The sequence below is a fragment of the Paenibacillus sp. NPDC058367 genome (assembly GCF_042723305.1).
In the GTDB taxonomy this organism is placed as follows: Bacteria; Bacillota; Bacilli; order Paenibacillales; family Paenibacillaceae; genus Paenibacillus_AQ.
Genome location: NZ_JBHXIZ010000003.1, coordinates 513,825 through 539,126, shown reverse-complemented (window position 1 = coordinate 539,126; position 25,302 = coordinate 513,825). Strand labels below are relative to the sequence as shown.

The 25,302-nt window shown below is 44.6% G+C and carries 15 protein-coding genes; 12 read left to right on the top strand and 3 right to left on the bottom strand.

Annotated elements, in window-relative coordinates; all coding sequences use genetic code 11:
* Positions 1-81: 81 nt before the first annotated feature.
* Positions 82-1,623: a response regulator transcription factor gene (locus ACFWMP_RS19250; protein ID WP_379424497.1), complete on the top strand. Its 1,542-nt coding sequence runs from the start codon at positions 82-84 to the stop codon at positions 1,621-1,623.
* A 287-nt stretch (positions 1,624-1,910) separates the two neighbouring features.
* Positions 1,911-6,719 carry an S-layer homology domain-containing protein gene (locus ACFWMP_RS19245; RefSeq protein WP_379424496.1) on the top strand — a complete coding sequence of 1,603 codons (4,809 nt, stop codon included), beginning with the start codon at positions 1,911-1,913 and terminating at the stop codon, positions 6,717-6,719.
* A gap of 59 nt (positions 6,720-6,778) precedes the next feature.
* Here ACFWMP_RS19245 and ACFWMP_RS19240 read toward each other — a convergent pair whose 3' ends face one another.
* A complete protein-coding gene (locus ACFWMP_RS19240; RefSeq protein WP_340972030.1) occupies positions 6,779-8,533 on the bottom strand; it encodes a cache domain-containing sensor histidine kinase in 1,755 nt (584 codons plus the stop codon).
* Between the two features lie 227 nt (positions 8,534-8,760).
* Between ACFWMP_RS19240 and ACFWMP_RS19235 the strand changes: the two genes are divergently transcribed.
* The 3 genes from ACFWMP_RS19235 to ACFWMP_RS19225 all read left to right on the top strand — a co-directional run bounded on the left by ACFWMP_RS19235 (position 8,761) and on the right by ACFWMP_RS19225 (position 12,386).
* The gene (locus ACFWMP_RS19235; RefSeq protein WP_042190740.1) at positions 8,761-9,717 is read left to right on the top strand and encodes an ABC transporter permease; all 957 of its coding nucleotides are present in this window, start codon (positions 8,761-8,763) and stop codon (positions 9,715-9,717) included.
* Positions 9,718-9,744: 27 nt separating this feature from the next.
* Positions 9,745-10,635, top strand: coding sequence for a carbohydrate ABC transporter permease (locus ACFWMP_RS19230; RefSeq protein ID WP_042190738.1), 891 nt, complete (start codon positions 9,745-9,747; stop codon positions 10,633-10,635).
* A 137-nt stretch (positions 10,636-10,772) separates the two neighbouring features.
* The gene (locus ACFWMP_RS19225; RefSeq protein ID WP_379424601.1) at positions 10,773-12,386 is read left to right on the top strand and encodes an extracellular solute-binding protein; all 1,614 of its coding nucleotides are present in this window, start codon (positions 10,773-10,775) and stop codon (positions 12,384-12,386) included.
* Positions 12,387-12,454: 68 nt separating this feature from the next.
* On the opposite strand, the gene ACFWMP_RS19220 is transcribed toward ACFWMP_RS19225, so the two are convergent.
* Complete coding sequence (locus tag ACFWMP_RS19220) at positions 12,455-13,306, bottom strand: helix-turn-helix domain-containing protein (RefSeq protein WP_339243035.1); 852 nt, start codon at positions 13,304-13,306, stop codon at positions 12,455-12,457.
* Positions 13,307-13,437: 131 nt separating this feature from the next.
* On the opposite strand from ACFWMP_RS19220, the gene ACFWMP_RS19215 reads away from it, so the two are divergent.
* Positions 13,438-15,903 (top strand): beta-mannosidase, encoded by a 2,466-nt coding sequence (locus ACFWMP_RS19215; RefSeq protein WP_379424495.1) that lies wholly within the window; start codon positions 13,438-13,440, stop codon positions 15,901-15,903.
* A 267-nt stretch (positions 15,904-16,170) separates the two neighbouring features.
* Positions 16,171-18,354: an alpha-galactosidase gene (locus ACFWMP_RS19210; RefSeq protein ID WP_379424494.1), complete on the top strand. Its 2,184-nt coding sequence runs from the start codon at positions 16,171-16,173 to the stop codon at positions 18,352-18,354.
* A 44-nt stretch (positions 18,355-18,398) separates the two neighbouring features.
* Here ACFWMP_RS19210 and ACFWMP_RS19205 read toward each other — a convergent pair whose 3' ends face one another.
* Positions 18,399-19,277, bottom strand: a complete 879-nt coding sequence (locus ACFWMP_RS19205; RefSeq protein WP_379424493.1) for a helix-turn-helix transcriptional regulator — start codon at positions 19,275-19,277, stop codon at positions 18,399-18,401.
* A gap of 319 nt (positions 19,278-19,596) precedes the next feature.
* Here ACFWMP_RS19205 and ACFWMP_RS19200 point away from each other — a divergent pair, with 319 nt between their 5' ends.
* From ACFWMP_RS19200 to ACFWMP_RS19180, 5 genes are all read left to right on the top strand, one after another.
* Positions 19,597-19,794 (top strand): hypothetical protein, encoded by a 198-nt coding sequence (locus tag ACFWMP_RS19200; RefSeq protein WP_042190727.1) that lies wholly within the window; start codon positions 19,597-19,599, stop codon positions 19,792-19,794.
* Positions 19,787-21,049, top strand: coding sequence for a DNA polymerase IV (locus tag ACFWMP_RS19195; protein WP_379424492.1), 1,263 nt, complete (start codon positions 19,787-19,789; stop codon positions 21,047-21,049). The genes ACFWMP_RS19200 and ACFWMP_RS19195 overlap by 8 nt, the downstream gene beginning before the upstream one ends.
* Positions 21,046-21,519 carry a YhjD family protein gene (locus ACFWMP_RS19190; RefSeq protein WP_042190722.1) on the top strand — a complete coding sequence of 158 codons (474 nt, stop codon included), beginning with the start codon at positions 21,046-21,048 and terminating at the stop codon, positions 21,517-21,519. The genes ACFWMP_RS19195 and ACFWMP_RS19190 overlap by 4 nt, the downstream gene beginning before the upstream one ends.
* Before the next feature lie 151 nt (positions 21,520-21,670).
* The gene (locus ACFWMP_RS19185) at positions 21,671-24,601 is read left to right on the top strand and encodes an insulinase family protein (protein ID WP_076300764.1); all 2,931 of its coding nucleotides are present in this window, start codon (positions 21,671-21,673) and stop codon (positions 24,599-24,601) included.
* A gap of 258 nt (positions 24,602-24,859) precedes the next feature.
* A complete protein-coding gene (locus tag ACFWMP_RS19180; protein ID WP_042190718.1) occupies positions 24,860-25,291 on the top strand; it encodes a MarR family winged helix-turn-helix transcriptional regulator in 432 nt (143 codons plus the stop codon).
* Positions 25,292-25,302: the final 11 nt, after the last annotated feature.

Below are 25,302 nucleotides of genomic sequence, written 5' to 3'. Positions count from 1 at the left end.
TTTATTTGGATCATAGTAGCCTAAGGGGAAAAGAATATAATAGAAGAAACAGATGCAGACAACAAAGAGGAGGGGACATCAGTGTATAGTATTTTTCTAGTTGATGATGAAGAAATAGGCCTTGAGATGATGAGAGATTATATCCGCTGGGAAGAAATGGGCATTTATGTCGTCGGAACTGCGAGTAATGGTAGAGAGGCTCTAGAGAAGATAGAGGCCATTAGACCTGATATTATTCTTACAGATGTCCAGATGCCGATTATGAACGGTATTGAAATGGCTAAAAAAATACATGAGAGCTATGACTGGATGCAGTTAATGTTCCTGACTGGGCATGACGAATTCAACTATGTAAAATCGGCTCTAAATGTAGGTGCTGTTGGATATTTACTGAAGCCCCTCGACTTGAATGAAATTGGAAGCGTTATCGCAAAGGTGAAGCAGCGCTGTGAGGAAGTTCAAATGAAGAAACGTTCCATGGAGGCGGCTAAAACGAACCTTCTTAAGGAGCTTTCCTATGAAAAAAATGCGGAACATGCCGCTGATCTGGCGACCAGCTATTGCAAGCTTACCCGTAAGTCTGAGAGGAATCGCTACGCAATGGCGCTGTTCAGTATCGATCCGATTGAGGCAGAGGGGGAACAGCAGAGTCTGGAGGATTGTAAGAACCGGTTGGTAGCTTTTCTGGATCATTTCTTCAAGTCGAAGAATATAGAGACGGTATTTGTGCCCTACAAAGATGGGGAGGTAGGTGTGTTTATGGAAGCACGCCAACAGCCTGGGTATTATGCGTGGGAGGATTTGGCCGCGGCTATCCGAAGTGGACTGGATTTCACAGTGACGGCAGCAGTCGGTGCACAGGAAACCGAATTAACGGAGGTTCATTGTCTGTATAAGCAGACGCGTGAAATCCTAAACGAGCGTTTCTATAAAGGTACGGGTTCAATTATTCATGCCTTGGCGATTTCAAACCAGTTTGATAGTGAGCATGTGCCTCCTTTTAATAGGAAAGAGTGGTTTGAAGCTATCAATCAGCTAGATTTCGAGCAAGCCGCACAGAAGCTGCATCAGTATTTCGAGGGGCTAGCCACACTAAGAATCAAGAAAAAAAATATCTGCGATTGGGCGATTGATCTTGTCGATGAGCTGCTGGAGCAACTGCATCAACCTGTTCCTGAGGGGGTTAAACGGGCGGAGTTATATCATTCCATCTATAATGCACTGACTTTAAATGAGATTGAGGATTTGATCCTGGGCACTGCAGGCAATGCTATGAGCTTGCTGGGTGAGCGGCTTATGGACAAAAACACGAAGCTAGTTCACAAGGTTCGCAGTATGATCGACCAGAATTTTGATCAGCCGATTACGATCAATAGCTTATCTGATCAGGTTTATTTATCGCCCAACTATTTACGCTCCATTTTTAAAGACAAGACTGGTATCACGATTCACGATTATTTAACACGTATCCGGCTCGATAAGGCTACAGAGTTGCTGGCTGACGGCTCGCTCAAAATTCAGGATATCGCTCAAAGAGTCGGTTACGAAAGCACGTCTTATTTTATCTCCCTATTTCTGAAGAACCAAGGAGTTACACCTAACGAGTATAGGAAGAGTCTATGATTGTGCCAGCGCTTCGGTTCGGCAAATAGGAAATAAAGTTACTTTCCCTTACGAATAGTAAACTTGCGATATGGATATTAATCCCTCTGCTTTTTACAATTAAGCATGTATTATAACTAGCACATGTGAGGGGCTTCATTCATCAAGGCAATCAAAGGTGTTTTAGTTCATCGAAAATCGGTAGCGCTTTCAAGATGCTTCTTAACCAACTCCTTTGATGACTTGATGGACAGATATAGCCCGAATATCACAAAAAGTGCAAGGAGACCTACAAACGGAGGGATTAAATGTTCGGGAAAGCAATGAAAAGAGGATTTTTGTTCTTGGTCATCATCTGCTTGGTAATAGGCAGTGGCGGTCAGTTTGTCAGTACGGTTTATGCCGATGATACGGAGAATACTACCTATGAAGCTGAAGCTGATGGAAATGCTATGACTGGCAATGCTTCTATTTCTGAACACCCAGCGGCTTCCGGGGGGCAGAAAGTCGGAGGCATGTATCAAGGAAGCACTTTGCAGTTCAATCATGTGACTGTAAGTGAGAGTGGGAATTATAAAATTACAGTGTACTATATCTCTGGCGATTCGCGGCCATTCAATATCAGTGCCAATGGCGGCGATAAGCAGTTTGAAGAACCACCCAAGACAGTGGATTGGGATACGGTGGGAACTTATGATGTGACACTTTCGCTGAATGCTGGAGAGAACAGCATCCTGATTGATGACAACAACTGGTATTCTCCAGACATCGACAAGATCGTAATTCATGGACTGGACGACAGCGACCCAGGTGAAGGATCTGGAGGCGACTGGAAGGAGAAGCTGCATGGTGCAATCATAGAAGCTGAAGCGCCTGAAAATATAATTACAGGCAACGCCAAAATAGCGGACAGCAGCGTTGGTTCCGGTGGGAAAATTGTAAAGGATATGAATAAAAACAGTACTTTACAGTTCACAAATGTCACTGTGCCGGCAGCGGGAACGTATTTGATCCGTATTTCCTATATTTCCGGTGACCAGCGGCCTGTCTATATGCAGGTGAATGATGGACTGGATGAATTGGTTGATCTGCCAAAGACAGCAAGCTGGGATACGGTAGGAACTTATGATGTAGAAGCCTCCTTGCAGGAAGGGCTGAACACGATCACTTTCTCGGATCATGACTGGTACTCTCCAGATTTCGACCGGATTGAAGTCATTCCGTATACGATCAGTTATGAAGCTGAGTCTCCGGTTAATGATTTAACTGGAGAAGCGCGAGTTGGCGATAGCCCGAATGCTTCCGGTGGACAGAAGGTAGGGTATCTGAATGGCGGCAGTTCCTTAACTTTCAATAAGATTACGGCTCCGATGACAGGGGATTATCGGATCACGGTAGCTTATTTCTCAGGTGACCCGCGCAGCTTATACGTCAGCGCTAATGGTGGGGCAGAGCAGTATTATGAACTGCCAAAGACACCAGACTGGGATACGGCGCTCACATATGAGCTTACACTGCCCCTGAACGAAGGCGAGAATACAATCAAATTCTCAGACGGCAACTGGTACGCGCCAGATCTGGATCGAATTATTGTAGAACCGGCATTGGGTACAGATCCTAATCCTCCAGTTGAAGAGGAAAGTGATCTGGGGACACCAGGGGCTTCGAATAACTACGGGGCCATCACCGTTACCGAATATACTTATGGAACGCTCGTATCGAATGGACAATATGAGGTTTCCTTTAATACTAAGTCTGGATACGCAAGCTACAAGTGGACGGATGGTCAGAAGCTGCAAGGAATCTATAGCAGCATCAAACTCGGTGATACTCTCGTTGAGACTACAAGCTATGAGAATCATGCAAGTGTTGGTGCTCCAGTAGAAATTCAGGATGACTTCGGCAAAGGAGTGGAGCTTACTTTTGTTCACACCTCAGCTGGACAGCCAACGCTCAAACAGGTTTACAAGTTTTATGACGATCAGAAGTATTTCTTAACTCGTCTGGATGCCATTAGCGATACGGTGCTACAGACTAATTATATGTCACCTATTACCGTAAAACGTTCAGGTGGAGTGGATATCGGTGCCAGTGCAGATAATCGGGTACTAACCGTTCCTTTTGACAATGATGCTTGGATTCGTTATAAATCTCAATCTATGAACCGTGCGGATACCAGCTATGAAATGACGACTATCTTTAATAACTCGACACGCAGCGGTCTTGTGCTTGGGTCGGTCACTCATGATACGTGGAAGACCGGGATCGACTGGAAAGGTTCTTCTAATCGGCTGAATGAGCTAGCGGTTTATGGCGGGGCAGCCAGCGACGTTACACGGGATACCCAGCCTCATGGCATCCTTACAGGTGCAGAGTTGTCTTCGCCGATGATTATGGTGGGGGCATTCAGTGATTACCGCACAGGACTCGAGGAATACGGAAAAGCTAATGCGATCATCACACCTCCACTGTTGCTGAATCCTGAGTTGCCGCAAGGCGTACCGGTTGGTTTTAACAGCTGGGGAGCTTACGAAGGTACACTTTCATACCAAGACGTTGTGGATGTCTCCAATTATTATAAGGAGCACTTAAATGATTTCAATAATAACGGTAATGTATTTATTAATATGGATTCCTATTGGGACAATTTGAATGATAAGCAGCTTGCTGACGCTGTATCAGTAATTAAGGGTAATGGTCAGCATGCAGGTATCTATTGGGCACCATTTGTATATTGGGGCAACAATATGAGCCAGCCGGTAGAGGGTACCGACAATAAGTATACGTATGGCGATATTGTCCTCAAAGATGCCGAGGGCAAACCGCTGCCGACGCTGGATGGGGCTTTTCCTCTGGATGTGACACATCCAGGTGCTAAACTGCGCATGAATTATTTTTTGGACAAATTTAAGGATCTGGGCTTTACCTTTATCAAATTGGATTTCTTGACGCACGGTTCGCTTGAGGGACAACATTTCGATCCAACCGTAACGACAGGGATTCAAGCTTACAATGAAGGAATGCGTTATGTGAAAGATCGTTTGGATGGAAAAATGTTCATTAGCGCATCTATTGCGCCAATCTTTCCAAGCCAATATGCACACAGCAGACGTATTTCCTGCGACACCTACGGCAAGATCAATGAAACGGAGTACATGCTGAATTCGTTAACTTATGGCTTCTGGCAAAATGGCACGATCTACACCTATACGGATCCCGATCATTTAGCGTTGGCCCGCGCTTCCAGCTTAACTGAAGCTCGCAGTCGAATGAACTCTGGCGTCATCGCCGGTACCGTACTTCTCGGCTCTGATGATGTTAACGATCCAAAGGCACAGGAGTACATGACTGCCTTGTTTAACAACAAGGAGGTTCTCGAATTAGCGTTAAAAGGAAAAGTATTCAAGCCGCTGGAAGGAAATACGAATGCGAATGCAGCGGATACTTTTGTTATGAAAGACGGCAACGATTATTATATGGCCGTATTCAACTACAGCGCCAATGCTTCTGCAGACAAAACGGTGAATCTTGGTAGAGCCGGACTGGACGCAGCGGATTCGTACACTATGCAAGACCTATGGACGGGAGAGGTTTCGACTATTTCAGGAACACTCGCATTGTCCTTGCAGCCGACTGAATCGAAACTGGTAAAATTGACAGCTGCACCTAAGAAAGTAACAGGTGTATCGCTAGATAAGACAGAGCTAACATTAACCGCTGGTGAAACCGGCAAGCTGACGGCTACGCTATCTCCGGAAGAGGCGGCGAATAAAGCAGTACACTGGACTTCGAGCGATACGTCTGTTGCCAACGTAGTGTACGGAACGGTAACGGCTGTAAATGCTGGGAAAACCACAATTACTGTGGAAACAGTAGACGGCGGCTTCAAAGCTACGGCAGAAGTTACAGTCAAAGCAGCCTCCACTGTAGAACCGGGAAATCTTGAAGTCCCTGCGAATCCGGGTAACAACAACGGTACTCCTGGTAGCATTGTAGATCAAGAGAATGGCGCGGGCACTCTAATCCTTACATCAGAGATGCTGAAAGTAGATAGTGTGTCTGGTGAAGTAAACGTGGAGATAAAGGGAGATATACAGCAAATACAATTATCTTCTGATGTAGTTCGTCAGTTGGCGAATCATACGCTGGTTTTGAAGTCCGGTAAGTTCTCCATAAAGGTGCCTGCGGATCTGCTCCGTCAGTTGCAGAACAAGCTACCGGAAGCTCAGCGGGATGATAGCACGATAACCCTGAAATTAGTACCACTGAGCAATAAGGCGAATGAGATCATTGCTGCAGCGGAGGGAACTACTCAAGCACAGGTTAGACTCATGGGTGATATCTATGAGTTCAGTCTGTCGGTGACCACGAAAACTGGCACAACAGAAATGCTTTCTGCGTTCGAACAACCCATTACGCTAAGCCTGACAGTGGGAGAAGGCTTTGATTCCAAGCGTGGAGGCATTTACTATATTGCGGATAACGGTAAGCTGGAATATATCTCTGCGAATTATGCTGATGGTGTATTGACAGCACAAGTTAACCACTTCAGTAAATATGCTGTGCTGGAGCTCAAACGGACCTTTGTCGATGTACCAGCCAATCACTGGGCTAGTCCTGCAATCCAAGAGCTGGCGGCGAAGCTGTATGTTCAAGGGACTAGCAAAGACAAGTTTGAACCAAACCGTGCGATTACGCGTGCCGAGTTCACCTCTATGCTCGTTCATTCCCTAGGGTTGACCACAGGGGGAGATGTTAGCTTTGCTGATGTTGCACCGTCTGCTTGGTACGCAGAGTCCATTTCTATCGCTTATAAGGCGGGCATCGTGAGCGGCAGAAGTGCGACCAAGTTCGAGCCGGCTGCACAGATTACCCGTGAAGAAATCACGGTCATGTTAATGAAAGCCTATGAGCTGAAGAATGGCAAAGTAACTGTTGCTTCAACTGATGTGACATTCAAAGATATGAAGCAGGTCTCCTCTTGGGCAGCCGCTTCTGTAAAGGGAGCAGCCAGCCTAGGACTGGTTCAAGGTCAAAATGAAGGTCTATTTGCACCAAAAGGGATCGCTTCCCGAGCAGAAGCAACCCAAGTGATTTATAACTTGATTATGAAGTAATGTTAATAGAGGCTGTCTCAAAAGTAGAGTAACTACTTTGAGGCAGTCTCTTTCTGTCCCTACATTTCCTTTTGCGGCAAACGAATTTGCACAGTGGTTCCTATTCCGAGCCTACTAAACACTGTAACGCCGTAATGCTCACCAAACCTCAGTTTTATCCGTCGATCTACGTTTGAAATCCCATAACCTCGCCCGGGTTTATCGTCAAGTAAAGTGTGAAGTGTCTCACGGCTCATCCCCATACCATCATCAATTACAGATAGAATAATATCACTATTTTCGACTATGCCTTTGATATGAATATTTAGCGGGCTTTCCTGATTCCACACCGCATGAAGCACCGCATTTTCTACAAAAGGCTGCAAGGCTAGCTTGACTGTAGAGTAAGGTAAGATCGCTTCATCAATATTGTAGGTGATGTTCAGTTGTCCTTTGAATCGGATCAGTTGAATGGCATTGTAGCTTTGCGTCAGCTTCAATTCTTCATTAATAGTTAAGATGCTCTTTCCTTTATTCAGGGAGATGCGATAAAACTTGGCGAGATGAAGCACCAAATCCTGAATGCGAGTATCTTGATGTTTTAGGGCAAGAGACGAAATGGAGCCCAGTGTATTGTACAGAAAATGGGGGTTGATCTGGGCCTGAAGCAGGTCAAGCTCTGCCTCCTTGTTCTGTAGCTCCTTCTGATACACTTCGGTGATTAGACTCTTTAAGCGTGTAGTCATTTGCTTGAAGGCAAAATGAAGCTGGCCAATTTCATCATTACCTAAATATTCATCATTCGTAGGGTTGAAGTCACCACGTTCTAGCCGCCGGATCATTCGGATTAACATTCGGATACGCTTGCTAAACATCGATGCAGTAATATAAATCAGCAATAATGCGACGATTATAAAGCCTAAAGAAATTTTGATGATGAGCTCTGACAGTGATTTTGCATCCTGAATGATACTGTCATAAGGAAATATAGAGACGGTTTTCCATCCATTTGTGAGCGTGTTATAGACGGCGAAAGCCTTTTCCCCTTTATAGGTAGTATCGAATCTGCCAGAAGGCAATTCATCAAAGTTCTGATCAAGCATTTCCGGCAGACTTGTATTTAATAATTGTTTGTCGGCAGCTGATAAAATAAGGCCCTTGTCATTAACGATAAAAATATCTTTGCCGCCTGCTTCTTTCTCCATTAAAGAATAGATCACCGATTCGGATATTTCGAAGACCAGAATACCGTAGGGATATTGGTTGCGATTATTGTTCAGTAACCTAGCCAGTGTAAACATTGCGGGATTATCTTGTGACTGCGGTGAGGACAGATGAATAATATTCCCGTGAGACTGCATCAGCTGCTTGTACAGCTCTGTCTCCTTCACTTCGGGTGTAACCGGCTTGATATAGTAATTATCCTTGGGCAGTGATGGATTGTCGGAATAAATGAAAACGCTACCAAAATCGGGATAGGCAGCCATTACCGTGTCTATACGATTGCCAATATATTGATAGACGTCTAGATAAGATGGATCATCTTGATATTCGCTCGTGAGGTAAGTAGCTAGCCTATTATCCAAGTAAATAGAAGCGGAAATATGCTCATAGCTGTCCAGTTTGTTCTCCAGGTTCTTGTTGATCTGGGCCGTTGAATTCATCATATTGATGTAGATTTGATCGGTCAGCTTTGATTTTGTAAGTTCGAATGAAAAATAGACAAAAAGCATCATTGGAAGAATGGTGACCAGAACGAACACGAGGAATAGCTTGGAGCGAAAGCTAAGGTCGATAAAAGGCATATAAATATACTTTTTGTAAAAATGACGCATCGTAGAAGTCCCTTCTTTACTGTGAATTCACGGAAAGCCAAGTTTATCATATCAGACTGAATATCGAAATCCAATGCTCGAATGTTAAGAAACTCCTTTAAAAAGCGCTATCATTCGGAGGATTGAAGTATAGAAAGGAGCTCTATACGGACTTAAGATAAATAGGAGAGAAGCTGAATCGAGATGTAGCAGGGCATGCTGCACTAAATAAAAAGGGAGGGTATTTGATGCATAAAGCAAGCGCTATCAAAACAGTCAGGGGCAATAATTTTTGGTACAGATTAAAAGAGCAGAAATGGTTATTTTTGCTAATGCTACCTGCCATAATTGCGACATTGCTATTTTCCTATGGACCTATGTTTGGTATGTATATGGCATTTACAAACTATCAACCGGGTGGAGGAACATTTTTTCAACAATTTTTCCATGCTGACTTTGTTGGCTTTAAGTGGTTTGAATATTTCTTTACCACAGGAGACTTCTACCGTGTAATGCGTAATACGCTTGCGACAAGCCTCTTGACCTTGTTATTCGGGTTTCCTGCGCCGATCATACTCGCGCTTGTGCTGAATGAAGCCAAACAGGGATTTTTCAAACGCTTTACGCAGACGGTTTCTTATCTCCCGCATTTTATCTCATGGGTTATCGCCGCTAACATTGTAATTACGCTGCTAGCTTCCGATGGGATGTTCAACAATCTTCTAGTAACGCTCGGGATTGTTAACGAACCGGTAGCTTTTCTACAAAACGGACCTTTATTCTGGTGGATTATCGCCTTATCTAATATGTGGAAAGAAATGGGTTTTAGCGCCATTATGTACCTAGCTGCAATATCCGCTATTAATCCAGAGCTTTACGAAGCCGCAAGAGTAGATGGAGCAAGCCGATTCAAGCAAATGTGGAATATTACGCTCCCTGCTTTACGTCCAACTATCGTGATATTGGCCATTCTTGCAGTCGGAGGTATTTTGAATGCCGGCTTTGAACAACAATATCTGTTGCAAAATAACACTGTACTTGAGTACTCGGAAGTTATCGATATTTATGCATACAAATACGGGTTGCAAAACAGCATGTTCTCATACGGGGCTGCCGTGGGGGTATTCAAATCCGTTATTGCCTTCATTCTTGTTGTAATCGTGAATCGAATTTCTAGAAAAGTGAACGACCAAGCGTTGTTCTAAATAACAAAATGGAGAGGAGCGCTTGAGATGTTTTTGAACAGATACGGAGATCATATCTTTAAGTGTTTTGTATATTTGATTCTTATCCTTGTATTGCTAGTTACCTTCTTACCTTTTTGGAATATTCTCGTTCTTTCATTAAATGCTGCTGAGGATACTGTTCGTGGCGGCGTCTACTTTTGGCCAAGAGATATCACCTTTGATAGCTACAAACAAATTTTGAAAGATACCGAAATTATGAATGGGATATGGGTAACGGTTAAACGGACCGTAATTGGTGCACCACTATCGGTTCTTGTGATTACGATGCTTGCTTATCCGCTAAGCCGGCGGAATTTGATGGGACGCAAGGGTTGGAACCTTTACTTCGTCTTTACGATGTATTTCGGAGGCGGTTTGATTCCTTATTACATGGTGCTTAAAGCCCTGAATATGATCGACACTTTCTCCGTTTTTATTCTGCCAGGCTTGATGAATGTCTTCTATATGATTATTGTCCGTACCTTTATGGAGGGATTACCTGGTGAGATTGAGGAGTCAGCGAAGGTAGATGGAGCGAACGACTTAATGATTTTCTTCCGGATTGTGCTGCCGTTAACAACACCAGTACTCGCGACAGTGGGCCTCTTTCAGGCAATATCGCATTGGAACTCGTGGTTTGACTCCTATGCATTTACTTACAGCTCAGACCTGAAGACCTTGCAAGCGGTCCTCGTCAAAATACTGAGTCAATTCCAGACCGGAGGTATGGTATCGCAATCGCAAATGCTGGCTAACTCCGCTAAGCGAAATGCTGTTTCAAGCGATACGATCCGGATGGCAGCGACGATGGTTGCAACATTGCCTATCGTTCTAGTATATCCGTTCCTGCAAAAGTATTTTGTTAAGGGTATGACTTTGGGAGCTGTTAAGAGTTAATATGATTAAATAACCGAACGCCAGCCGGAGAGGAGTTGTCCAGCTGGCGGCCCTGAAGGGGGGTGAGCGGACAGACTTGCTTGGTTGCTTGATAGACTTGTGACGTAACTTAATTAATGGGAGGAATTAGGGTGTCTATGATAAAGAAAAACAAATTGTTGAGCGTAAGTATAACTGCTGCATTATCTGCTTCACTATTAGCGGGCTGTGGCTCTAATGGTGGAACAGACAATACAAACAAAGCGGCTGGAGACAATACAAAACAAGAGCCGATTACACTTACATGGTTTGATTCGAATACTAAGGGAGAGCCTTTTACTGATGCTGTCGCCCAAGAAATCACTAAAAAGACTGGCATTGAGATCTCCATTCAGCAGCCAACAGGAAATCCGACAGAGAAGCTAAGCTTGATGCTTGCCAGCGGTGACTATCCGGATGTGGTCGTGATGAGCCGTGGGGATGCTTCACTTGATAAATACATTACAAGCGGTGCCTTCATTCCACTCGATGAGCTGATTGAGAAGAATGGCCCTGATATCAAGGAAATGTATGGCGACACACTGACCAAGACTCGTTATAAAGACGGAAAGAACTATTACTTGGCTAACTGGTATGGACTAGATAGTGATCCAGTCTTCGGGATGCTGATGAGAAAAAATCTGCTTGCAGATCTGGCTCCGGACAAAGCAGATGGCAGAGCACCGCTTACAACAGATGAATTAGAAGCGATTTTGAAGGATTTTAAAGCAAAAAACAAGACGATTGATGGAAAAGAATCGATTCCAATGACCATGAACGGCGAGAATATGGGCGCCAACCTTGGAACATTCAAAGGCATGTGGGGTCTGAAAACTTACTATGATAACAATGGAACATTGCAATATGATGTTAAGGATCCAAAGTATCGTGAAATGTTGCTCTACGTAAATAAATTATACAGAGAAGGTCTGATTGAGAAGGAATTTGCGATTAGCAAAACGCAAACTTGGGTTCAAAAGCTGGCTACAGGCGCAGTATTCTCCACACCAGGCGCTTACTGGGATCCAGGTAACGGGAACGGAACTTTGAAGAAGGATGGCGGAGAAGATAATCAGCTCTTCCCATACAAGGTTGTTGCCCCTGGAGTAGACCCTGCCCAAACGACATTTGGACCAAGAAGCTCACTTGGATGGGATGCTATCGCTATTACGAAGAACAACAAGCACCCTGAAGAAACAATGAAGCTGTTCAATTTCTTGGCAAGTGATGAAGGACAGCATTTGCTGCTGTGGGGCCAAGAAGGTGTTCAATACACCATGGTGGATGGCAAGAGACAACCGGACCCTGTATTCTTGGATAGCTTCAAGGAAAACTGGGACGACACAGTCAAGAAGAGCGGTGTCCGCAAATGGTTGTGGTTTATCAAGAATGGTCTGGATGCAAATGAACAGCCTTACGATATGGCCGTTAAATATCAACGCAGTGAAGTAGATCAGATGGCAATCAAGAGTCTTGGGGATTCCGTATGGGATACAGCGGCATATGACAACTTGAGCCCTGATGGCGGAACACCTGAAGCACTGACTGCACAGAAGGTAAAAGATATTATGGATCAAAGTATTACGAGAGTAATCATTGCTCCTACTGAAGCCGAAGCCAATGCGACATTCGATAAGATGCTTGCGGAAATGAAAAAGGCTGGGGATGAGAAAGTAGAAGAAATCATTAACCAAAAGTACGCAGAGCGTATGGAGCTGTGGAATTCAAAATAATTATTGTAAGGGCTTCCTCTCTGCATTCAGGCAGAGGGGGAGCCTTTTTCTATGTTTTCAAATGTTAATTAAACTAGTCTATTAGCATGCGCATTTTTGCGGAAATCCAGCGGGGCCTGGTGATAGTACTTTTTGAATTGATGATAGAAATGGCTGACATTGTCAAAGCCGGACTCCAGAGCAATTTCGACCACACGTAGTTCTGTAGTAAGTAGCAGATTACGTGCCACGTTGAGCCTAAGTTGGTTGATATATTCTGTTGGTGTCTGGTTCAAGTACTGGCGAAAGGCCCGGTTGACATGACCGGCGCTTCTGCCCGATAACTCGTACAGGGCATGAAGGCCTTTGTTTAAGTTTTCTTTTAGATGCATCTTGGAAACGGCATGTTCGAGCCACAGTGGGAATTCTGGCTGCTCGATGGTTTCTGGAGAGAAAAAATGCTGGGTAAGTGTATCTACGAGTATTCCTTTCAGATAAATCCTGGACTTTACTTTGTCTAAGGTAGAAAGCATTCGGATGCGTTCGAAAGAACGAATGAAATCATCCATCTCCATTTGAGATAACATGGCGATTCTAGGGAGCGGAGTATGTAATAGCCCGTGCAGGAATTCTTCTTCATTCAGGTAACTAAAGGCATCATTAATGAGGCTTTTTCGGCAGGGAATGTTCAGAAAGCGGCAATCGCTATCCCCGTCAGCTTCATAGCGATGGGTATCATCGGGTCGGATGAAGACAAGGCAGCCAGATTGAAGAAGCTGGGCAGCCCCGTTGACGATATGCCGGCATCGGCCTTCAGTGAGTATGAAAAATTCATAAAAATCATGCGTATGTTCTGGGGATACCTGACTCAGAGATTCTACCCAGAAGGGATCAGCTAGCAATTCGGGGTTAATATGGCTTGCCTCAGTGTATTTGATCATGTTTTTCCTCCAGTGTTAGTGATATCAAAATAGCACACTATTTTTGCGAACACAATAGAAGAAATGTATACATATTATTGTTAAAATTTTAATACAAGAAGTCAAAATAGCACATTTGTGGAGGCGGAAATATGCAACTTGTCAATCTAAACGGAAAATGGGAAATGAAACGGCTTCATGAACCGAAATGGCTGGAAGCCAGCGTGCCAGGCTCTGTCTACCATGATTTGTTGAATGCCGGTGAAATGCCAGATCCGTTCTACCGCGAGCAGGAGTATGAGGTTCTGGAACTGTCCAATTACGATTACGAATATAAGCGTAGTTTTCAGCTGGAAGCAGGCGTACTAGAGCATGACCGAGTATTTCTGCTGTGTGAAGGGCTCGATACGCTTTGTGAGCTTTCCCTGAATGGAACTAATATTCTGAACAGTGACAATATGCACCGGACGTATGAAGTGGATATCAAGTCTGTATTGACGCCTGGTGATAATACTATCCACGCCATTTTTCGCTCCCCAGTAGAATTCACTCTACGGAAGCAAGCAGAATTGCCGCTTAGTGGATGTGCTGATGCGGTAGAGGGGATATCGCATCTGCGCAAAGCACACTCCATGTTCGGCTGGGACTGGGGTCCAAAGTTACCCGATCTAGGAATCTGGCGTAGTCTCTCTATTCAGGGTTACAACAGTGCTCGCCTTGATGATGTTTATATTACTCAATTCCATGAGAAGGATAAGGTCATGCTGGATGTTCGAGTTAGAACAGAGAGCTGGCAAGCGGCTGATCGAGAAATTGTGGTTAAAGTTCAAACACCAGCGGGTCTGTGCATTGAGCATCGTGTGTCTGAAATGATCGGGACGGATCATCATATTGCATTGGAAATTATGGAGCCAGAGCTGTGGTGGCCGAATAATCTCGGTGCTCAGTCACTGTATAACGTAGAGGTTGTAGTTGAGGAAAAGGCGCAGGAGTTAGATCGTAGAGAATTGCGGATTGGACTTAGAACCATTACTGTGAAGCAGGAAGAAGATCAGTGGGGAGAATCGTTTGCTTTTGAAGTCAACGGTGTGCTTATTTTCTCTACAGGTGCTGACTATATTCTGGAAGATAATCTTCTACCTCGCGTAACTAGGGAGCGCACGGATCGTTTGCTCCAAAGCTGTGTCGCTGCCAATTTCAATACGATTCGCGTATGGGGTGGCGGGTATTATCCGGATGACTATTTCTATGATCTGTGCGATGAATATGGCCTCATTGTCTGGCAGGATCATCTGTATGCCTGCGGCATTTATGCTCTGACGGAAGCCTTCGAGGAGAATATCACTCACGAGACCATCGATAACATGAAACGTCTTCGCCATCATGCTTCGCTAGGCTTGTGGTGCGGCAACAACGAGCAGGAGCTGGCTTGGGACGAATGGGACTGGGAGAAGCATTACTCACTGCAGCTTAAGGCAGATTATATTAAGCAATATGAGGTGCTTCTACCGGCAATCGCTAAAGAAATTGATCCGAATACCTTCTATTGGCGTGCTTCACCCTCCTCCAAGGGTAGCTTTGACAAGCCAAATGACGAGAATTACGGAGATATGCATTATTGGGGAGTCTGGCATGGGAAGGAACCGTTTACCGATTACCGGAAGCTATATCCGCGCTATATGTCTGAATTCGGGTTACAGTCGTTTCCGGGCCTGAAGACCATCGAGTCGTTCACGCTGCCGGAGGATCGCAATATCTTCTCTTATGTCATGGAGTCCCATCAGAAGAACAATACCGGGAATGAGAAAATTCTCTATTATATTGGGGAGACCTACAAATATCCGAAAGATTTTGATTCTGTATTGTATGCCTCACAGCTGATCCAAGCAGAAGGGATGCGCTGCGGCGTTGAGCACTGGCGTAGACATAGAGGTCGCTGCATGGGTGCATTGTACTGGCAGTTGAATGACTGCTGGCCGGTAGCTTCTTGGTCCAGTATCGACTATTATGGCCGGTGGAAGGCTATGCATTATGCGGCTAAACATTTCTTCGCGCCGATTCTTGTTTCTGCCCATGACGAAGGAACGAAGGTCTCCCTTCATGTCTCTAACGAAAGCAGAGAACAAGTTATTGGTGAACTGAGTTGGAGACTGCTTACTACGACATCGGAGGTCTTGCTGGAAGGCACAAAGCCAGTGGAGATTGCCGCGTTAAGTACTGCTGAGTTCGAACAGCTTGATTTCGGCCACATACTGGATACGAAAGGGAAGAAACGTGAGACTTATCTGGAATATTCTTTTGAGGTAGAGAGCGAGACAAAGAGTGGCGGCACGGTCCTGTTTGTGAAGCCGAAGCATTTTAGCTTCGTTGACCCTGAGCTTGAAGCTATGCTTACCGAGGAAGAAGAAAAATTTGTCATTACCGTGAAGGCTAAGACGTATGCTCGTTTTGTCGGCCTAGACTTCAAGGAGAGAGATGCCATCTTCAGCGACAACTATTTTGATATGTCGGGTGGTACAACTAGGACCATTACCATCGCTAAAAAAGATCTCGACAAGCCGGCTACGGTGGAAGAACTTCGTGCACAGCTTACTGTACGTTCCGTATTTGATATTTAATTAGGAAGATTCACAGGAAGTAGGCCCTTATCTTGGGGCCTCTTTTTTTATGTATTTTTTTTACTATAGCCGCTAATAATCATTTATTGTTCTGCAAAGCTTAATAACATGAAATTGAATTTTTTATAGATCAATATTTTACTACTTAAGGTATAGATATTAAGATTGTATCCCCTTCCAATTATCTTTAAAATAGACTTCAAACAACAAGATAAATTAAGTCAGTTATATTACAACAAGATCTGATAAGAAGAGTAGGAGGATATTATGAGCATTTATTATGATGACAGCCGCAAGGTGTTTCATTTACAGTCTGAGCAGTCCAGCTACGTTATTGAAGTCGTTAGAGGTGAGCTTCCAGCGCATGTCTATTGGGGTCCTAAATTAGAAGGAATAGTGCAACCGCTGAATTTGGTGGAACGTTGCTCTTTTAGCCCGACCTACACAATGGAGGACAAGAGAATCTCCCTCGACACTATTCCGAGTGAATTTCCGTCTTATGGGAATGGTGATTTCCGGGAACCGGCGCTTGAGGTTCATTTGGTAGATGGTACGACCGTTACGGATTTCCTTTATAAGAGCTATAAGATCAATAAAGGGAAGCCTGAGTTAAAGGGATTGCCTTCCACTTATGTTGAAAGTGAAGAAGAAGCAGAGACACTGGAACTTTTTCTTCAAGATGACAAAAGCGGGCTGATTGCTGTATTGAGCTACACCGTGTTTAATAATCAGGATGTGATCACACGTTCTGTACGGATTGAGAATCAAGGTAAGGACAATGTGGTGCTGAAGCGTGTGTTAAGCGCAAATGTTGACTTCCATGATTCTGATTATGACATGCTGCAATTATCTGGTACTTGGACAAGAGAACGTCATATCCACAAAAGACCGCTTGTACCTGGTATCCACCGAATTGACAGTAAGCGCGGCGCGAGTAGCTCCACGCAGAATCCTTTTATGGCTTTGCTTGCAAAAGATGCAACAGAGGACCACGGTGAAGTATACGGGTTCAGCCTTGTGTACAGCGGAAGCTTTCTTGCGCAAGCAGAAGTGGATCCATACGGTATTTCCAGAGTGGGGATCGGCATTCAACCGTTTAATTTTCAATGGCTGCTTGAACCTGGGGAATCCTTCCAGGCTCCTGAAGCTGTGCTGGTAAGATCCAGTCAAGGGCTTGGGGGATTATCAAGGACTTATCACCGCCTATATCGGACCCGGTTATGCAGAGGCGAATTCCGTGATCGTAAGCGCCCTATTCTCATCAACAACTGGGAAGCTACCTATTTTAATTTTAATGCAGATAAAATCAAAGAAATCGCTCAAGCAGGCAAAGATCTCGGACTTGAACTGTTTGTCTTAGATGACGGCTGGTTTGGGAAACGAGACAATGATGATAGCTCCCTCGGAGATTGGGTAGAGGATCGCCGCAAGCTTCCTGAAGGTCTTGGAAAACTTGGAGAAGATATTACGGCAATGGGCATGGAATTCGGATTATGGTTCGAACCGGAAATGGTATCGCCAGAAAGTGATCTTTATCGTGAACATCCAGATTGGTGTCTTCATGTACCAGGTCACAAAAGAACGTTAGCTCGCCAGCAGCTCGTTCTGGATTTATCCCGTAAGGATGTATGTGATTATATTGTGGATTCGGTTAGCTCCGTGCTGTCATCGGCTCCGATTACTTATGTGAAATGGGATATGAACCGGAATATGACGGAGATTGGATCTGCTCTTCTGCCAGCGGAACGTCAACGCGAAACGGCTCACCGCTATATTCTTGGACTTTATGATGTGCTGGAGCGTATCGTCACCCGTTTCCCTCATATTTTGTTCGAGAGCTGCTCCGGCGGCGGCGGACGATATGATCCGGGAATGCTGTACTATATGCCACAGACCTGGACTAGTGATGATTCGGACGCGATTGAAAGATTGAAGATCCAATATGGAACAAGCATGGTGTATCCTGCAAGTTCTATGTGTGCTCACGTATCGGCTGTTCCTAACCATCAGGTGCACCGTATCACACCACTCGAAACACGCGGTCATGTTGCGATGTCTGGTAACTTCGGCTACGAACTAGATATGACCAAGCTAACTGAAGCTGAACGCGAAGATATCCGTAAGCAGGTTTCTGAGTACAAGGAACTGAGAATGCTGATTCAGTTCGGTGATTTCTATCGACTGCTCAGTCCATTTGAGGGGAATCAGACTGCATGGATGTTTGTTTCGGATGATAAAAAAGAAGCTTTTGCCACGTATTTCAGAGTTCTGGCCGAGCCTAATGCACCTCTCCGCAGATTGCGGTTGAAAGGACTCGACCCAGCTAAGAACTACAAACTTGAGCTTAACGGTGAAGTGTACAGAGGGGATGAGCTGATGCACTTCGGACTCTCACTTCCACAGCTTGAGGGCGATTTCAAAAGCTTATTATTTGTACTCAAAGAGGTTTAATAAGAAAAGGAGTAAGCCACTGGCTTGCTCCTTTGTTATATGGATCAATTTTCGAAAAATACATGTTTGGTTTGGAACGCCAGATCCTGTTCGCGGTAAGTCGAAGGATTGACCCCAAAATAGGACCGGAAAACCTTTCCGAAGTAGCTGGCATTATCAAATCCGCTTTCCGTCGCAATCTGGTTGATACTCAAATCTGTTGTTTTAAGCTTGGAAGCTGCCAACTCGATCCGCCGTCTTTTTAAATATTCAAAGGGTGAAAGATTGATGTTTTTTTGAAACAGTCTGCAAAGATGATGTTTGGAAACACCAACATGAGCGGCAACATCGTCTAAGCTTAGATTATTATTATGCAGATCATTCTTCATGAATTGAATAGCGGCGTGAAGCTTGTCATTTTTTATATAAGTGGTTAACAAATTTGGTTTCTTGAGGGTTTTCTCCATGGACAAGATCCACTGAAAGACTTTTCCCGTTAAAAGATGCAAATCTCTTTCTTCATGAACCTGAATGTCCTTGAATGTACTCCACAATAAATCTATCGAAACCGATTCTTGGGGGAGTTCTACAATTGGACCGCAATGAGCAGCGAGTTGGTTCCAAAGTGAAATCGCTAAAGGCCCCCGTAGATTGAGCCATAAAACTTCCCAAGGCTCGGTGCCTTCTTCCGGATAATAGTACCTGTGTATGCTGGGGACAGTCACTAGAAAAGCTTTGCCCTTCGTTAACCGATGAACAACCCCATCTATTTCAATTCTACCCTCTCCCGATAATGTGTACTGAAAAATAACACAACTTCTCTCCGTCCGGTTCTGGCCGTTGAAGGAGTAGGCAGGTGAATCGAGTTGTTCCCAACCAATAGAATCAAACAGAAGCATGGAAGCTTCTTCTTCCGAGCGAAAGGTGTAGGAGGAACGGAACATTAGCAAAATTCCTTTCTAGAAAAAGCTTTTGAGTACAGATCAATAATTTACTACTGTTGTTTACTCTATCAAAGTGTAAACTTTTTTCGTTGTCTGTTCAATCTCTGTTGATTACGCAGGTCTGGATGCTCATTTTTTATAGCACATGGATGCACTCTAATGAACTGTGATCTCGTTCAGTCTGGATTAGATTATTCTTAGCTTTAAAAAAATCAGATCCGGTATGGTGGGGGAAATTACCTCACCTTTTTTGTTGCTTAAAATTCCCGATTACGCATATAATACAAACAAGTGTTCTTATTTTTATGGAGGCGATCGCATGCAAATCAGCATCGGCCAAATAATTGAAATTATATATCAGGATAAGGCGAGAAATATCAGCCAGCGGAAAATAGAAATACACAGTATCCGTGACGGACGCATACGAGCTAGCTGTCTGACTACAGGAACGCCTCGCATGTTCTTGGCAGCAAATATTCTTTCATGGCAACCCGTGCAGGAACAACGCCATGCCTAAGAATCGCGTCATTCTACTGTCTGATTGCCAGGCATTTTACGCCTCCGTGGAGAAAGCTGCCCACCCTGAATATCGAGATAAACCTGTTGCAGTGGGGGATCCAACAAGAATGAACGGTATTGTGTTGGCGGCCTGCCCGCTTGCAAAAGCGAAGGGGGTAACAACGGCTTCGCGTGTAGGTGAAGCTTTAGCAAAATGCCCAGAGCTAATCGTAATAAGGCCACGCATGGGGACTTACATTAAAGTATCACTCTTAATATCAGAGATTTACCGAACATATACCGACCTGGTAGAACCCTACAGTATCGATGAGCAGTTTCTGGATGTCACAGGATCTCTTGCGTATTTCGGAGGATCGCTGCAGGATATGATTCATAAAATTCAGCACCATGTTTTACTTTCGACGGGAGTCTGGACACGGGTAGGTATTGGATCTACTAAGGTTATGGCAAAGATGGCGACAGATAACTACGCCAAAAAGATGAAGGATGGGATATATGAACTTTCTTTTGACCAATTAGAGACGACCCTTTGGAAACTTCCCGTGCAGGATATGTTTATGGTAGCGGCTAGAATGACCAAGAATTTTTGGCGTATGGGTATATCCACAATTGGAGATATTGCGCGAATGGAACTGTCAGAATTTAAGCGACGAATGCGAACTACCATGGGTAAGCAAAGTGATATTCAAGCGGAATATTATTGGCAAACTGCACGCGGGCTAGATCCTAGTCCAGTGGTCACAGGAATGCGTCATCAAATCAAATCAGTGGGACATGGCAAGGCTTTGCGCTGGAATTTATACACAAGGCATACGGATATTGAGGTTGTGCTGCTTGAGCTCGTCATTGAAGTATGCCAGCGAGCCCGGCGGTATGGTTATATGGGATCGGTAGTATCTATTTCAGTTTTAGAGACGGACGGAGAGCGTTCAAACGCTTACGAGCGTCAGATGACATTGCCCGAACCCACATCACTAACACACGAAGTAGCTGCTGCTGCGCAAAAATTATTTGCAGACAACTGGTCAGGCCTTCCCATAGGTCGATTAGCGATTTCCTTGTCTAACCTATCAGATGATAGCGTCATCCAACTTACACTCTTTGATGACAGGGTTCGGGCTTACAACAAAGAACGTGCAATCGATCAAATAAAAGCTCGTTATGGCAGTAAAGCTCTAATCAGAGCTTCATCTATGCTTGAATCCGGTGTTGCCCTAGAAAGAGCTGAACAGATTGGAGGTCACTATAAATGAGTAAACTTGAGGGTAATGAACGCTGGAAAACGAAAATGATCATGACCGAGCATGTTGAGCAGTACGAGGAACAGCAGCGTGAGAACCCAGATAAAATGATAACTATGGAGGAACGTACGATGGTTCGAGACCTCATTTTGCTTCCTTATATAGATACTATGGTTAGCAAGAGCCTGAAAGAGATCGAGCCCTCCAGCAACATTCTTAAACGTGCCTATTTGATGGCTGGTCAAGCCATTCAACGCCGGATCATGCAGGATACTTATCGGCTGCAAAAAGAGCTTAAACAGCGGAATATCAGGGTGCTGGCAGATGAACAGGAGGAATTCTTGGTGTATTACAAAATCTTTTGCCGTGGATATCAGGAACGCTTTGGTTTAACTCGAGATGTTATGCGTACAGAGATAAGCTTAAGGTTGACTAAATACACAGCTGAACTCGGAGCAATATTAAAAGATCATTTGAAATAAAACAAGGCTTTGTCAGTAATTATACTGGTGTGGTCTTGTTTTGTGTGAACCAGAAATTAATCCCGGAGACCTTCTACTGATGGAATAATCGCCCAGGGATATGATAAGCTCATGTAGAGTTATCATATCCCTAAACAGAGGAGGGAAATCTATGAGCCGTTTGATCACAGGGAACACTTATTATGGATTTCAGGTTGTTAATGAGGAATTTATCCCGGAGAACGAATCCAACGTATTCACGCTGGAACATCTGAAGAGCGGCGCCAGGCTGCTGTTCGTGCAGAATCAGGATGACAACAAGGTGTTTAGTGTAAGCTTCAGGACCCCGCCTGAAGATAGTACGGGGGTCTTTCATATTTTGGAGCATTCCGTATTATGTGGTTCAGAGAAATATCCGGTCAAGGAACCTTTTGTAGAATTACTGAAAGGCTCGATGCAGACGTTCCTGAACGCATTTACGTTTGGGGATAAGACAATGTATCCAGTAGCGAGCCGGAACGATCAGGACTTCTCTAATTTGGTGGAGGTTTATCTGGATAGTGTTTTTCAACCGAATATTTATAAGCAACAAGAAATTTTTGAGCAAGAGGGCTGGCACTACGAGCTTCAGCATCCCGAAGATGAGTTAATCTATAAAGGCGTGGTTTACAACGAGATGAAAGGTTCATATTCCTCGCCGACTACGGTATTGATGGATAGAATCAAAAAGTCATTGTATCCGGACACGATTTACCGTCATTCTTCAGGTGGAGATCCACAGGAAATTCCTGCGCTAACCTATGAGCAGTTTCTCAAGGCGCACAGCAATTATTATCATCCGTCCAACAGTTATTTTTATCTCTACGGAGACGTTAATATTGAAGAAAAGCTGCAATTTATAGACCAGGAATATCTTGGGTCTTATGAACGAAATAGCTTCGATACTTCCATTGCGCTACAACAGCCCATTGGAATGACGGAGCTGGTAGCGGATTATCCGATTCTGGAAGCAGAAGCAGCCACTGATAAGACTTATTTGAGTCTAAATTATGTGATTGGAACTTCTACTGATCGGGAACTGAACCTTGCTTTTGATATTTTAAAAAGCATGCTGATGGACAGCAACGCAGCTCCGCTCAAGCAAGCCTTGCTCGAAAGCGGACTTGGCAAAGACGCGTTTGCTTTTTATTCCGACAGTATGGTTCAACCGCTGCTTGGTATTACGCTGACGCATTCCAATGCCTCCTCCAAAGATGCTTTTGTGGAGCTGGTGAAGACTACATTAAAGCGTTTGGTTCAGGACGGACTAGATGAGAAGCTGGTGCTGGCAGCGGTCAACAGTAAGGAATTTGAACTGCGGGAAGCGGACTTTAATCAGTATCCGAAGGGTCTTACTTACAATATCGAAGTGATGAAGTCCTGGCTCTATGACGGTCAGCCGACTACTCACATGCGCTATGAAGAGGTGCTCACGGCCATTCGGGAAAAGCTTGCGGACCGTTATTTTGAGAAGCTGATTGAGGACTATTTGCTGAACAGTGATCATTGCAGTGTGGTGGTACTGAACCCGTCCAAGACGATCGCAGCGGAAAAGGAAGCATCCACTCAGCATCAATTGAGTGAATACAAAGCGTCACTGCAACCAGATCAGTTGGAGCAGCTTGTTCAGAGTACACAGCATCTTCTGGCGCGGCAGAGTCGTGCGGATGCAGCCGAAGATTTACAGAAGCTACCGAGCTTGTCTTTACAGGATATTAACCGCAGCGTAGAACCTCAGGTGCCGACCCATGAACAAATCCATGAGGGAATAAAAGTGATCCACCATGAGGTAGCTACCCATAAGATTGCCTACTGCAAGCTTTATTGGGATACGGGTGTTATAGCCCCTGAAAAGATTCCTTATTTGGTGCTATTGGCAGAGGTATTGGGCCAAATGGAGACTGCGTCCTACAGCATCGAAGAGCTCACCAGTGAAATCGGGATCAAAACCGGGGGCATATATTTCAGGAATGAGCTCTATGGCGCTGCAAAAGCTACGGGGGCGAGTTATCAGCCTAAATTCTCTGCGCTGGTGAAGGTGATGGCGGGGCATATTGGTGAATCACTGGACCTGCTGCGAGAGATACTCTACACAAGTGCGCTCGACAATCTGACCAAGCTGCAGGAAATCGTCCGCCGGGAAGCCTCGCAGATGGAATCGATTCTGAATCAAAGAGGGAATGAGATTGCGGCCAGCCGCCTGATGTCCTATTTCTCGGATATGGGAGCTTATCAGGAACAACAGGGCGGTGCTACTTATTACCGCTTTATCCGCGAGCTTGCGGAGACGTTCGACCAACAGGGAGCTCAGGTGGCAGACACACTAAAGGGCATCTGTGGGGATTTGTTCAATAAAAACAATTTGATCATCAGCGTGACTGGTACGCCTGATTTGTATGAAGAATTCATAGCTAATGCAGCGAAGCTGGGTATCCAGGATCGGCCAGTAGTAAATAGGCCTAAGATTACGGCACAGGGACATGCGGACAATGAAGGATTCATGTCTTCCAGCCAGGTGCAATATGTGGTTAAGGGATACGACTTCACTAAGCTAGGATTCACATATTCAGGCAAAATGCAGGTGCTCAAGAAAATCATGAGCCTTACCTATCTGTGGAATGCCGTACGTGTGAAGGGCGGTGCGTATGGCGGGAACCTGGTTCTGCGCAGAGATGGGATAATGATGTTCACCTCCTACCGTGATCCGAATTTGCAGGAGACGCTGGAGGTTTATGATCAGGCTTATCGATTTGTTGAGGGGTATGAAGCAGATCCCGATGAGATGACCAAAGCGATCATCGGTACCTTATCTATGCTGGATCAGCCTCTTAGTCCCAGCGCACAGGGACGGCGGGCGGACCGACATTATTTTGAACAGGTGACGGAGGCCGAACTGCAGCGAGAGCGGGATGAAATCTTGTCGACAACACCAGAAGATATCAGACAGTACACCGATTTACTTAAGGCTGTGACGGAACAAAATTATTTCACTGTAGTCGGCAATGCGTCCAAGCTGAAATCGACAAAAGCATTATTCGGAAGTTTAGAGGAACTTGTGAAGTAAGTTTCTCTAATCGCTCCTTTTCAGTACATGTCTACGGGCATGTGCTGGAGAGGGGCGTTTTTTAATAAGGTGAACTAAAAAAACATTCTACAAGGGAACAGTGGCCGGAAGTCCAAACATTCACCGCCGTCATGTACTTACCTTAAAGGAAGAATAAAACCAGTTTATTTAGTTAGAATATTGACAGTTAGAGTTCTAACTATTATGATAATGATGTTACTTAGAGTTCTAACTAATACGAATGCGGAGGAAATAATAATGAGCAAACCCGTTGAAAATACACCATTTTCTAATTTGATTCGAGAGATCGGGATGAAACTAAAAAGTACAGCTGACGCCAGGCTGAATGAGCTAGGGCTGAATTCACAGCAAGGACGCATGATCGGTTATATTTTTGAGCATCAAGAAAAAGGTGTAATTCAAAAGGATTTGGCGGAAGTCTTTAATAGAAAAGGGGCGAGTATCACCAGCATGCTTCAAGGGTTAGAAAAGAAAGGCTATATCAAGCGTGTCACACCTGAAAATGATGAACGGCAGAAGAGCATTTTTGTTTTGGAAAAGGGCGCTCTTTTGGTCGAGGAGTTCAATGAGATTTTCTCAGGGGTAGAAGCAAGCATTACAAAAGCACTCAGTCCGGAAGAAACAGCAAACTTAAAGTCTTTACTGCAAAAAGTTAATTCAAGTCTATAAACGTTCGGAGG

Excerpts from the sequence above, each read along its gene's own strand:
- ACFWMP_RS19215 (WP_379424495.1), top strand. The coding sequence starts at position 13,438 with ATGCAACTTGTCAATCTAAACGGAAAATGGGAAATGAAACGGCTTCAT.
- ACFWMP_RS19235 (WP_042190740.1), top strand. The coding sequence starts at position 8,761 with ATGCATAAAGCAAGCGCTATCAAAACAGTCAGGGGCAATAATTTTTGG.
- ACFWMP_RS19195 (WP_379424492.1), top strand. The coding sequence starts at position 19,787 with ATGCCTAAGAATCGCGTCATTCTACTGTCTGATTGCCAGGCATTTTAC.
- ACFWMP_RS19245 (WP_379424496.1), top strand. The coding sequence starts at position 1,911 with ATGTTCGGGAAAGCAATGAAAAGAGGATTTTTGTTCTTGGTCATCATC.
- ACFWMP_RS19240 (WP_340972030.1), bottom strand. The coding sequence starts at position 8,533 with ATGCGTCATTTTTACAAAAAGTATATTTATATGCCTTTTATCGACCTT.
- ACFWMP_RS19205 (WP_379424493.1), bottom strand. The coding sequence starts at position 19,277 with ATGTTCCGTTCCTCCTACACCTTTCGCTCGGAAGAAGAAGCTTCCATG.
- ACFWMP_RS19225 (WP_379424601.1), top strand. The coding sequence starts at position 10,773 with ATGATAAAGAAAAACAAATTGTTGAGCGTAAGTATAACTGCTGCATTA.
- ACFWMP_RS19200 (WP_042190727.1), top strand. The coding sequence starts at position 19,597 with ATGCAAATCAGCATCGGCCAAATAATTGAAATTATATATCAGGATAAG.
- ACFWMP_RS19185 (WP_076300764.1), top strand. The coding sequence starts at position 21,671 with ATGAGCCGTTTGATCACAGGGAACACTTATTATGGATTTCAGGTTGTT.
- ACFWMP_RS19230 (WP_042190738.1), top strand. The coding sequence starts at position 9,745 with ATGTTTTTGAACAGATACGGAGATCATATCTTTAAGTGTTTTGTATAT.
- ACFWMP_RS19190 (WP_042190722.1), top strand. The coding sequence starts at position 21,046 with ATGAGTAAACTTGAGGGTAATGAACGCTGGAAAACGAAAATGATCATG.
- ACFWMP_RS19210 (WP_379424494.1), top strand. The coding sequence starts at position 16,171 with ATGAGCATTTATTATGATGACAGCCGCAAGGTGTTTCATTTACAGTCT.
- ACFWMP_RS19180 (WP_042190718.1), top strand. The coding sequence starts at position 24,860 with ATGAGCAAACCCGTTGAAAATACACCATTTTCTAATTTGATTCGAGAG.
- ACFWMP_RS19220 (WP_339243035.1), bottom strand. The coding sequence starts at position 13,306 with ATGATCAAATACACTGAGGCAAGCCATATTAACCCCGAATTGCTAGCT.